Genomic DNA, 9,980 nt, shown 5'->3' with positions numbered 1-9,980 from the left:
CTGCGATTTCTGTATCTTGATGAAAGTATCCGAAATATTTTGAGACGACGATGAATATGTTCTATAACTATGCGCCGTTGTGATAACTGACGATTGGCTTTTTTTTGCTCTTTACTTAGTTTTTCTTTTTTCTTTTTTTTATGAGGAATTTGACTGTTTTGATGGATTTTCTGAATTCCTTGATAGCCTTTATCCCCTAATATTTCTATTTCCTTATTTAACCTTATTTTGCTCTCTTTCCACAGTCGAAAATCATGGACTATTCCTTTCTCACAACGGACACAGATTACCTGCTCGCTTTTTTGATCGGCAACGACTTGCGACTTTAATGTGTGGTACTCCTGCTTGCCACTATAGCATGATTTCTGTTTTTTTTTGGGTCTTTCTATCTCCTGTTCTGACACATCCACCCCTATTACTTCTATTTCACTATTACTTTCTAATAGGGCTTTTTTTCTGGGTAGATTAAACAGACCTGATTTGATGAGAATATTCTCTACTTTCCTAACAATTCTATACGCCGTTGATTCGTTAACACCCCAACTATTTCCCAGATGAAAATAGGTGCGATATTCTCGCCAATATTCTAATGTTATTAGGAGTTGGTCTTCCGTACTCAATTGGCTAGGCCTACCTGTCTTTTTTTGCCAAACTTTTTCTGCCTTTAGGACTGTTACCATATCCTTAAATGTATCTGGATACAGGCCACACAAGCGTTTGAACTCTGTTGGCTTTAAAGTTTTTACTTGTTCGTAATTCATCTTTCAATCTTAACTCTTGGACTATTTTATCCTATTTTGTCTAGACTTATGCAAGAGAGCTACTGATAGTTTCTTCAGCAAAATAGTCCTAAAAGTCTTGCCCAGTAAGCATTTCACGATTCCATAAGCAAAAATTATCACACAAAGTCGAGAAGAGCCACAGTTCTCCCAGTAAGTTTAATTGATTCTGCGGTTCTTAGACTTCTTCCGGTGTATGAGACGTTATTACATACTACCTCTCCTTCGGGGCAATTCCTAGTAATCTTGACAATAAAATTTCTCGTCTCTAAGGTTTCTGCAAGAGTTGTTTGACTGCAAAATAAGCAGATAAATAACAAGAACATAGTTCTCATCAAGAAATTTTGCTTAAAACCGACAAACAATAATCCCATACTTTATTCCAGTAGCAAATAAATATCTCTCTGCGTTCTCTGTGTCTCTGTGGTGCAAATATCACCCCAGAGACACAACTACTTACTCAGCAAATTTCCCCTTACCTTGCCACAATTCACCCTCAGCCTTGCGCCGTCGCAGCAGACCTTCATGGACATTGGAACCTGGATTAGAGTAGAGTTCTAAAACCTTGGGTACATCATTCCAGCGTTTATCTCGCAAAGCAGAAGTGATAGAATTAAAACCGGGATTACCGTAGAAATGATCGCCTAAATTGTAAGCAAACGAAATCAAGGCTGAACGCTGATTATCATTCATCTCATTCCAATAAGGAATTGAAGCAGCCAGATGATTTACGGTGTTTTCAAGATCGTGGGATAAATAACTCTGAGCAGTTTCTAAGGTGATATTTGGATCGCCAAAACGAACAGGTTTGCCATTAGGATACCGAGTTGTTCCAATCCCAATCGTCGCCACTCCCACACCGTCATTATAAACATGAGGGACAAAACCTTCAAACTCAGTTATAATCTGAACTGCTTGTTCAGGAACTTTGCTACTACTTCCTTCTGTTTCTATAGACTCTGGAATAGGAGACCAATCTTTTTCAAAGATATACCAGACACCAGCACCAAAACTGAGGGTTACTTTTAAATGTCCGTTGGGTGCAGATTCCACCCTGTCGATGCTGATGGTTTGTCCGGCTTTGTAAATCTTTTTCTCAGTATCGGGTAGCTTACTGGATTGTTCTGTCGATTTCTTGATCGCAGTGTCGTGAAGTGCTGTCAAAGTTGCTATTGCCATAAATGGACCTCTAAACTTATCTGCTGACAAAACAATGTTAATATGTTTATTGGGCAGCAGGACAGAGGTGAGCCAATTGGCAGTTATAACATTCAGGTTTTCTGGCCTTGCATACTGCTCGTCCGTGATAGATAAGGCGAATGGCAAAATTTTCCCAATCTGCTTGGGGTAATAGGTCATTAAATCTTTTTCGATGCGAGTTGGCTCTTTGTGTTTCGTCAAGCCGAGGCGCTGACTAAGGTGCTTGACGTGGGTATCAACTGTCACCCCTTGATTAATGCCAAAACCGTGAGTGATTGTAGGTTTTCACACAATCTGGGTTATTTTCGTTACTAAAAACACATTGCCAACCGATTTGTTCAAGACCGAGACGAAAGCCACCAATTCCCGCCTAAAAATCGGCAAAAGTCAAGCAACTATGGGTAAAATTTTTGTTAGCTGGATGAATAGGTAATTGGTTCATAATGTTGATTGAATAACCGAGAGTCTTATCTATTTTCTCAGATATTATTGTACTAGATGTCCAAGGGGACAGACGGACAGACAGGGGGAGAATGTGATTCACTTTCCCTAGTGGCTTTTGTTAAGTTACATTAAGCCCTACAATATAATTCTGGTGAGTTAGACGAAATTCGCTCGATCGCTCGGTCTTGTCCGCTTCTTAGCTGAGATAGAGAAAAGATAGCGCATCGAGAAATAGAAAACTTGAGCTACTCAAGCCTTCGTCAATACTGCCCTGTCATCTATCTTGAGTTATAACCTAGTGTCCCAAACCCTACCTAAACCCTCCCTAAAAAGAGAATTTTTGCCATTTACCCTACAGGATGTCCGTCTAGCTATCCCGGCCCGTTGCTTCCAATCAAGCGTTTTTCGCTCTTTAGCCTACTTTTTTTTTGATATTGGCATTATTACCCTACTTTACTGGATAACTTACCAGATTAATCAAGCATGGTTCTTCCCCCTTTTTTGGTTTATGCAGGGAACCATGTTTTGGGCCCTATTTGTCGTCGGTCACGATTGCGGTCACGGTTCCTTTTCCCGTTATCGTTGGTTAAATAACTTAATCGGTCATCTCAGTCATACTCCTATTCTCGTACCTTTCCACGGTTGGCGCATCAGTCATCGCACCCATCACGCTAATACTGGCAATATCGACACCGATGAAAGTTGGTATCCCGTCACGGAAACCCAGTATAACAATATGGCTTGGTACGAAAAATTAGCTCGTTTTCAGCTAATTTTATTTGTTTATCCCCTCTATCTTTTCCGTCGTTCCCCTAATAAACAGGGGTCCCATTTTATGCCCGAAAGCCCCCTCTTTCGCCCCTCGGAACGGTGGCAGGTACTGACTAGCACCGTATGCTGTACCTTTATGTTAGGTCTATTAATCGGGGTTGGTGTTAGCCAAGGCTTTTGGTTTCTGTTTAACTACTACATCATGCCCTATATCGTCTTTGTGGTTTGGTTAGACCTGGTGACATTCCTACACCACACCGAAAATGATATTCCCTGGTATCGCGGTCAAGATTGGTACTTTCTTAAAGGGGCGCTTTCTACCATCGATCGCGATTATGGCATCTTTAATCCCATCCATCACCAAATTGGTACTCACGTCGCCCATCATATTTTTATCACTATTCCCCACTATCATCTCCAAGAAGCAACCGAGGCTATCCGTCCCGTCTTAGGAGACTATTATCGCGTCTCGAAAGAACCGATTTTCAAATCTCTCTGGCAGTCCTACCGCAATTGTCATTTTGTCAGTGACCAAGGCAGTAAGATTTTTTACCGCAAAAACTGATCCTATCTTAGCTATGAGGGGGAAACGGCAGCAAAATCTGCCTCCTCCTCTCACACCGAGAATAGTTGCCAAAACTAGCGGTAAAGTCTTTCTCTTTATTTGGTTCACTGGCAAGGAATTAAGCTGATGCAGCGAAATTGAACAACGTACAAAGGGAATGACATCGGCAGCATGCGATTTTTGCCAATTGTTTTCAATCTAGAACGAGCTAATCAATTAAGTCCCTTGCCAGATAAGGATTTAGCCGATTTCTGCCCCCTGATCGAACCATACCAAGTAACGAAGAACCAATCAAACAAATATCTAATCTGTTCTCTAGGATTTGATCATTTTGCTTTTCAACAGCTACTGACAAGAGGATATTAAGCGCCTAGAATCTAAAAATTTACGATCAAGCAGGTCTAAAGAGTGAGTTTTTATGATACTGTCTATTGTACTAGCTCAATTATAACTTTGCTATAAAAGATTAATTACTCAGACAGCAAAAAAAGTGGCAGATTATGACACAGGCAATCCTTACTCAAATCTTGAATCAGCTTGAGACTCTTGAGCTAAAAGAACTTCAGCTGCTTAATCAGAAGATTCAACAGTATCTTATGGATAAAGAAGAAGCTGAGAAACAAGCGGTATTTCACCAATCTCTTCTTGATGCTGGATTAGTCAAGCAGATTAAGCGTCCTTCATCTCAACCGATAACTGAGCGACGATTGATTGAAATCGAGGGAAAACCTATTTCAGAAACGATTATTGAGGAACGCCGTTAAATGGCACTTTATTTCTTAGATAGTAGTGCCTTGGTCAAGCGTTATATCAGCGAAACTGGTTCAGCATGGGTATTGGAATTATTTACTGATGCTTTAAATAATGAAATATTTATTGCCGCAATCGCCAAGGTAGAAATTGTAGCTGCTATTACGCGAAGATCCCGCACTGGAAGTATTAGCGTTACCGATGCAGCGGCAATAGTTCATCAGTTGAGAAAGGACTCGCTTAAAGATTATCAAGTCATTGAAATTACCGAAAGTATAATTAATTCAGGAATGGTATTAGCGGAAACTTATGGTTTAAGAGGTTATGACGCAATCCAGTTAGCAGTAGGTTGTGCTGTTAATACACTTTGCCTAGCTAGTGGTTTACCTTCTATCACTTTTGTCTCGGCAGATAATGAATTGAATGTTGCTGTTATCAGTGAGGAATTGCTGATGGAAAATCCTAATAATTATCCATCTTAAGTAAGCGATAAGCTGTGAACTCTGAAATTTTTAGAGTTTAAAAAGGTGGAAAAAATAATCCCCTTCAAGGGAGTAAAGGAATTAAGCTGATGCAGCGAAATTGAACAACGTACAAAGGGAATGACATCGGCAGCATTGGTCAAGAATCAAACAAATATCTAATTGGAGAAGCAACTAGAAATGTACCAAAGGAAATTAAGTCTCGCTATCCTCTTATTCCTTGGCGTTTAATCGGAGAAATGAGAAATATTTAGAAAAGGTGCTATTATGCGGAATAATAGTTGACTTGTGTTAGAATCGGTTATGTTGTTAATTTAAGGGATAGTTACATGAAAATTGTTACTGTTACTGAGGCCAAAGAACAAATTGATGAATTAGTGAATGATACCAATGATAATCATCAACCGATTTTGTTATCTGGTACGAAAAAGAATGCTATTTTAATTGCTGAGGAAGATTGGAAATCTATTCAAGAAACGCTTTATTTGTATTCTATTCCTGGTATGGTAGATTCAATTATTGAAGGTGGCAACACTTCCATTGAAGATTGTCTGGATGAGGCGGGTATCAGAGCAATTTTAAATGGATAATTGGCAGTTGGTTTTTACCAAACAAGCGAAAAAAGATGCTGAAAAGCTGGCTCGTACTGGGTTGGCAAAACAAGCTAACGAGTTATTAAATATTCTTAAGTCAAATCCCTGTCAATCTTATCCTGTTTATGAGAAACTCAGTGGTGATTTAGCGAGCTATTATTCTAGACGTATTAATATTCAGCATCGTTTGGTTGATCAGGTTATTCCAGAAGAGAAGGTTGTCAAAATTATACGGATGTGGACTCATTATGAATAACCCCTTTTAATTTATTTTACCTAAAATGTCGGATGAATGCCCCCGCTAGATTTTTCGACAAGATACTCACCTTTGCGGGGGATGAAATCCGACCAGAATATCAACCGCGAAGCACGATTTTCATTCTACTATTTGTAGGTAAACTGTGTTATACTTAATTTAGCCAGGGTCGAGGATTAATCAATGCTAGTCGTAGAAGCCAAGTTAAAAAACGGGACACCAGAGAGGCAGGAAAATTTATTGTAATTTCTCAATAATACTGATAATGATTCTCTTTAGCTGGGGGAGATTGTTTTGAATCACTTTCCAGACGACTTTTTCATCAATTGCCCAATATTCATGAACTAATTTATCCCGCATACCTGCGATGTTTTTCCAAGGAATATTAGGATAATTAACTCTCACTTCATCAGGAATATTTTTGACTGCTTCCCCAATTATTTCAATTAATTTTACTGCCGAAAGAAAGATTTCTATCTTAGTTGAAAATTCTTCAAAGCTTAGAGCCTGAGTCATCTTTTCTAGTTGACAAATTGCCTCTAGAATGTCTTGCAATAAATCTCTAAATTCCCGTTGCGTCATACATAAATAACCTCGGATAAAATTCTTTCTCGCCTTCTTCCTTTTAAGCCATTTTTACTGATAACATCCGCTTTTACCTTAAGTAAATCACTTAAATAATATTCCATATCTACTAAATCCAGTAAACTAGGCGGTTCTGTATAATCTATCAGAATATTAACTTCACTATTTTCCTGCACTTCTCCTTTTACATAATCTCCAAAAATACCTAATTCACTGACATGATACTTTTCTTTTACTAAGGACTTAACTTGACCCAAAATCGCTTTAATTTCTTCTAAATTTTTCATGATGCTTACCTTCTAAGATAACGGAAAAGACTTTTACCCTACTGATCAAAATTTTATTTCCTGTATCTGTATTGTAGCAGATAGCGGATGAAAAAATAAACCATCCTCCTTGAAATCATGAGAATTGAGAGAGTTATGCAAAAAATACCCCCTCAACTGACCGAATGAAGAGGCATTTATGGTATTTTAGTGGGCAATTTAGCCTACTTTTGTGGTTTCTTTTTCGGTAGATTGGGATGGTTTTAGTTTGCGCTTCAGGGTTGAAGCTGCGCCGATAGTGCCGAGAGCGAGGAGGAAAGTTATAATTTGAGGAACACTATTAGATATGTAGATATGATTAGATAAGGTACAATGAAAGATGTAGATGCACCTACTTAAGCCATGAAACAAGTTCTCAAAAATATTGAGGTATCAGAGATTCCCACACTAATCGATACATGGATAGATATTCCTGTAAATTAATCGATAGTAAAAAATGTGGGATATCCCGACCTACTAACTTGTATGGAATAATATGTATTGACTGGAACACCATGTAAGATGGGGTTGGCTAAAGAACAACGCCGGAAAGTTTTATCCAAAATAGTTTTTTGCATACATCTTTTTACCAATTTTGCGGGGATCAGGCAACTAATGCTACTAAAAGTTGCACCAGGAATACCTGGCACTATCGAAAATCTGTCATGATCATTTATACACTTATATACTTGACCAGATTGAGCTATTAAAAAGTCTTTGTTTTCACTTAAGTTAAATGTTTTAGCTTGTCGAGACACAGTTAGTCCCAATAAAGTTAATACAGCCGTTATGTATATTACACTTGTTTTCATTAATGTATCTCCTCAAAGTGCGATTGCTCCCCCTCGCAGCCAGATTAAGCAACAACCCAACACCAAAGGCGGACAAAACAACAATACACACTCCCCCCCACAACTGTATTAAAAGCTACAATTTAATAAATCTTTATATTCCTTTCTTAATCCCGATAAAGAAACCGCAGAACCAAGTCGGTTGTGAACAGCCCACCGTTTTGACCATTTTTGGTTAGTATCTGGATGTGGTATTATTCGAGGTGTGTTCGGATTATCTGATACGATCAAGGTCTATGACAACTTACTATGAAATCCTCAGCCAAATAGAGAATCTTCCCCTTACGGATAAGTTGCGACTTTTAGAGGATTTAAAAACTATCATCAAGCCGACCGTAGCGCCAAAAGATGACGATGAGATCATTCCAGCCGAAGAACTTGCTGAAAGCCAAGCAGCATGGCAAGATTATTTATCCGGTCGAGATACTGGAATCACTTCAACAGAATTAAAATACAAATTATTTGGAGATAAACTTGGCTGATTATATTCTACTTAGACAAGCAGAACGCTCCTTAGAAAGGATGCCTAAAAATGATCAAATTCGTCTTCTTGAAGCTTTGGATACTTTGATTTCGGATTCTACAAAATTAGATATTAAACCCCTTTACGGAAGAGATGAACTAAGATTGCGAGTAGGTAAGTATCGAGTGTTGTTTTTTGAAGATAGAGACAACAATCTATAAATCATTACAACTATTAAACCTCGCGGCGATGTCTATAAATAATACCAGAACTCTTTTCTAGACTGCTGTTTCTCCTTTCGCCATAAGACAGTGATTCACAGAAGAAGGATTCTCAGGTGTTTTTCCCTGTTTTTCCCCTTTTCAGGTGAACTATCCACTTCCGTGAGGGATTGTGGTGCGGTATGTCGGATTTGCTGCCTAATTATTGGGAATTAATGAAATCTTGAGGATGAACGATGGTAATATTGGGAATAGGGATAAAGTCATCAGGATTAAAGGTTAATAAATGGGTAATGTTAGAAGCTTTCATAACAGCAAGAAGCCTAATATCATGAGTGCGTTTTCCTTTAATGTTGTAGATGGTGACTAATTGAAACCAAAGGGGAAAAATATCCGGCGTTTCTGCAATTAATGTAAAGTTATCTAATAAATCATTGACATAATTTGTAGCTTGTGCTGGAGTCCAACCTAAACCATTAACATCAAGGGGTCGGGTTGCAACTACCCAAAATTCAATTAAAACTTGAGGAATAATAACACATTCATTAGCTGTTTCAACGATTTGAGTAATTACATTATTAGCAAGAGAATAAGTTGCTGAAGACGTATCAGCCGCCCGAAGCAAAATGTTAGTATCCAGTAAATATTGAGTCATTAGTCTTCATACATAGTGTCACGGTGTAAAGCTTCATCAGGTAAATTCGCACTTGTTTTAGGAAGTTTAGCGATTACTTTCTGCCATTTTTGAGCTTTTTCCTGGGGAGTGAGACTATAATCTGGGGAAGGGAGGGAAATTCTTGAGGTGAGAGATTCGGTGAAGGATAACACTTCTTGTTGTTTTTCTAAGGGAAGTTTTCTTAGGTTTTTAATGATAACTTGTTCAATGTTCATTTGACTTAGACTAATAGGCAACCATATCGATCATATCTCATGCCGCAATTTCTCTATATTTAATAAATCTTTACATTCCTCTCCCTCATGGCTTACGCCGGTATCTGCACTACTTCCTTGTCAGCATCAGGATTTTCAGTGATTTGGGGATTTTGAGGATGGGTGATGGGTGAAGATGGAAACGCTCTCGACATTGACCTTGTAGATTATCATTGAGGGAAAAAACATGATGACCCTGAAAAATCCCGTACATCCGGGCAGAATTGTCAAAAGTTCGATTGAAGAGCTTGAATTGACCGTTACGGCTGCGGCAAAAATGCTGAACGTGTCACGCTCTAGACTATCTAACCTAATCAATGGCAAGGCGGGGATTTCCCCGGAAATGGCTGTGCGTTTGTCAAAGACAATCGGTAGCACCCCTGCTTTCTGGCTGCGCCTCCAGATGAATTATGATCTTGCTGAGGTTAAAAAACAGGAAGATAGAATTATTGTGAATCCGATTGGGTTACAACACCAAACAACATTGGGTTAGCGCGATCTCGAAGAGAGCCGCCTTCGACGGTGCGCTGCTTCTGTAGCTGATAAACTAGGGATACCAGCTTTGATCAAGGCATCAGCATGACCACTAACGCGGCGAAAACTCAATGGCAGTATTTAGAGAAACGTCCTCATTCTTGGCGACAGCAACTATACGTCAAAGGCAGCAAGCTGACAGCTTTCACTGTTTGGTCAGATGCGATCGCCAACAAAATGACTCCTGAAGAAGTCGCCGACAGCAAAGAATTACCCTTAGCCGCCGTTCTCGAAGCAATTGAATACTGCCA

General features: G+C 39.0%; 17 protein-coding genes and 2 pseudogenes. 10 read left to right on the top strand and 9 right to left on the bottom strand.

The genetic code is table 11. The features are described 5' to 3' along the window. From EWV68_RS05065 to EWV68_RS22045, 4 genes and pseudogenes are all read right to left on the bottom strand, one after another. On the bottom strand, window positions 1-761 hold a 761-nt coding region (locus EWV68_RS05065; protein ID WP_287169029.1), incomplete at its 3' end, for an IS5 family transposase. Window positions 762-1,235: 474 nt separating this feature from the next. Next, window positions 1,236-1,958, bottom strand: coding sequence for a lysozyme (locus EWV68_RS05060; protein ID WP_081106801.1), 723 nt, complete (start codon window positions 1,956-1,958; stop codon window positions 1,236-1,238). Between the two features lie 46 nt (window positions 1,959-2,004). Further along, a pseudogene (locus tag EWV68_RS05055) lies at window positions 2,005-2,255 on the bottom strand (endonuclease III domain-containing protein); the annotation flags it as partial. Continuing rightward, window positions 2,233-2,313, bottom strand: a complete 81-nt coding sequence (locus EWV68_RS22045) for a hypothetical protein (RefSeq protein ID WP_373276091.1) — start codon at window positions 2,311-2,313, stop codon at window positions 2,233-2,235. The pseudogene EWV68_RS05055 and the gene EWV68_RS22045, both read right to left, overlap by 23 nt. A gap of 408 nt (window positions 2,314-2,721) precedes the next feature. Between EWV68_RS22045 and EWV68_RS05045 the strand changes: the two genes are divergently transcribed. From EWV68_RS05045 to EWV68_RS05020, 6 genes are all read left to right on the top strand, one after another. Beyond that, window positions 2,722-3,759 carry a fatty acid desaturase gene (locus tag EWV68_RS05045; RefSeq protein WP_287169028.1) on the top strand — a complete coding sequence of 346 codons (1,038 nt, stop codon included), beginning with the start codon at window positions 2,722-2,724 and terminating at the stop codon, window positions 3,757-3,759. A gap of 171 nt (window positions 3,760-3,930) precedes the next feature. Then, on the top strand, window positions 3,931-4,125 hold the full coding sequence (locus EWV68_RS05040; RefSeq protein ID WP_287169026.1) for a hypothetical protein: 195 nt from the start codon (window positions 3,931-3,933) through the stop codon (window positions 4,123-4,125). 134 nt (window positions 4,126-4,259) lie between these two features. Then, on the top strand, window positions 4,260-4,523 hold the full coding sequence (locus tag EWV68_RS05035) for a hypothetical protein (RefSeq protein WP_002800342.1): 264 nt from the start codon (window positions 4,260-4,262) through the stop codon (window positions 4,521-4,523). Beyond that, window positions 4,524-4,991 carry a type II toxin-antitoxin system VapC family toxin gene (locus EWV68_RS05030; RefSeq protein WP_008202187.1) on the top strand — a complete coding sequence of 156 codons (468 nt, stop codon included), beginning with the start codon at window positions 4,524-4,526 and terminating at the stop codon, window positions 4,989-4,991. It abuts the gene before it with no gap. A gap of 329 nt (window positions 4,992-5,320) precedes the next feature. Next, window positions 5,321-5,581, top strand: a complete 261-nt coding sequence (locus EWV68_RS05025; protein WP_061431962.1) for a type II toxin-antitoxin system Phd/YefM family antitoxin — start codon at window positions 5,321-5,323, stop codon at window positions 5,579-5,581. Next, on the top strand, window positions 5,574-5,840 hold the full coding sequence (locus EWV68_RS05020; protein WP_287169024.1) for a Txe/YoeB family addiction module toxin: 267 nt from the start codon (window positions 5,574-5,576) through the stop codon (window positions 5,838-5,840). The genes EWV68_RS05025 and EWV68_RS05020 overlap by 8 nt, the downstream gene beginning before the upstream one ends. A 237-nt stretch (window positions 5,841-6,077) precedes the next feature. On the opposite strand, the gene EWV68_RS05015 is transcribed toward EWV68_RS05020, so the two are convergent. From EWV68_RS05015 to EWV68_RS05005, 3 genes and pseudogenes are all read right to left on the bottom strand, one after another. Further along, complete coding sequence (locus tag EWV68_RS05015) at window positions 6,078-6,422, bottom strand: HepT-like ribonuclease domain-containing protein (RefSeq protein ID WP_287169022.1); 345 nt, start codon at window positions 6,420-6,422, stop codon at window positions 6,078-6,080. Further along, entirely contained in the window at window positions 6,419-6,712 is a 294-nt protein-coding gene (locus EWV68_RS05010) for a nucleotidyltransferase family protein (protein WP_002783391.1), read from the bottom strand. The genes EWV68_RS05015 and EWV68_RS05010 overlap by 4 nt, the downstream gene beginning before the upstream one ends. A gap of 198 nt (window positions 6,713-6,910) precedes the next feature. Beyond that, window positions 6,911-7,006, bottom strand: a pseudogene (locus EWV68_RS05005) (PEP-CTERM sorting domain-containing protein); the annotation flags it as partial. Between the two features lie 811 nt (window positions 7,007-7,817). Here EWV68_RS05005 and EWV68_RS05000 point away from each other — a divergent pair. Continuing rightward, a complete protein-coding gene (locus EWV68_RS05000) occupies window positions 7,818-8,063 on the top strand; it encodes a hypothetical protein (protein ID WP_002734321.1) in 246 nt (81 codons plus the stop codon). Next, on the top strand, window positions 8,056-8,265 hold the full coding sequence (locus EWV68_RS04995) for a type II toxin-antitoxin system RelE family toxin (RefSeq protein WP_008202207.1): 210 nt from the start codon (window positions 8,056-8,058) through the stop codon (window positions 8,263-8,265). The genes EWV68_RS05000 and EWV68_RS04995 overlap by 8 nt, the downstream gene beginning before the upstream one ends. 202 nt (window positions 8,266-8,467) lie before the next feature. Here EWV68_RS04995 and EWV68_RS04990 read toward each other — a convergent pair whose 3' ends face one another. Next, a complete protein-coding gene (locus EWV68_RS04990) occupies window positions 8,468-8,920 on the bottom strand; it encodes a type II toxin-antitoxin system VapC family toxin (protein WP_002750618.1) in 453 nt (150 codons plus the stop codon). Then, the gene (locus tag EWV68_RS04985) at window positions 8,920-9,156 is read right to left on the bottom strand and encodes a hypothetical protein (RefSeq protein WP_008202209.1); all 237 of its coding nucleotides are present in this window, start codon (window positions 9,154-9,156) and stop codon (window positions 8,920-8,922) included. The genes EWV68_RS04990 and EWV68_RS04985 overlap by 1 nt, the downstream gene beginning before the upstream one ends. A 226-nt stretch (window positions 9,157-9,382) precedes the next feature. Here EWV68_RS04985 and EWV68_RS04980 point away from each other — a divergent pair, with 226 nt between their 5' ends. Both EWV68_RS04980 and EWV68_RS04975 read left to right on the top strand, forming a co-directional pair. After that, window positions 9,383-9,688, top strand: coding sequence for a HigA family addiction module antitoxin (locus EWV68_RS04980; RefSeq protein ID WP_008202213.1), 306 nt, complete (start codon window positions 9,383-9,385; stop codon window positions 9,686-9,688). An 86-nt stretch (window positions 9,689-9,774) separates the two neighbouring features. After that, window positions 9,775-9,980, top strand: a 206-nt coding sequence (locus tag EWV68_RS04975) for a hypothetical protein (RefSeq protein ID WP_287169020.1), incomplete at its 3' end; no start/stop codon positions are given.

Origin of the sequence: Microcystis sp. M_QC_C_20170808_M9Col, from assembly GCF_007095495.1 — a bacterium.
Lineage (GTDB): Bacteria > Cyanobacteriota > Cyanobacteriia > Cyanobacteriales > Microcystaceae > Microcystis > Microcystis aeruginosa.
This window is presented reverse-complemented; position numbering and strand designations above follow the sequence as displayed.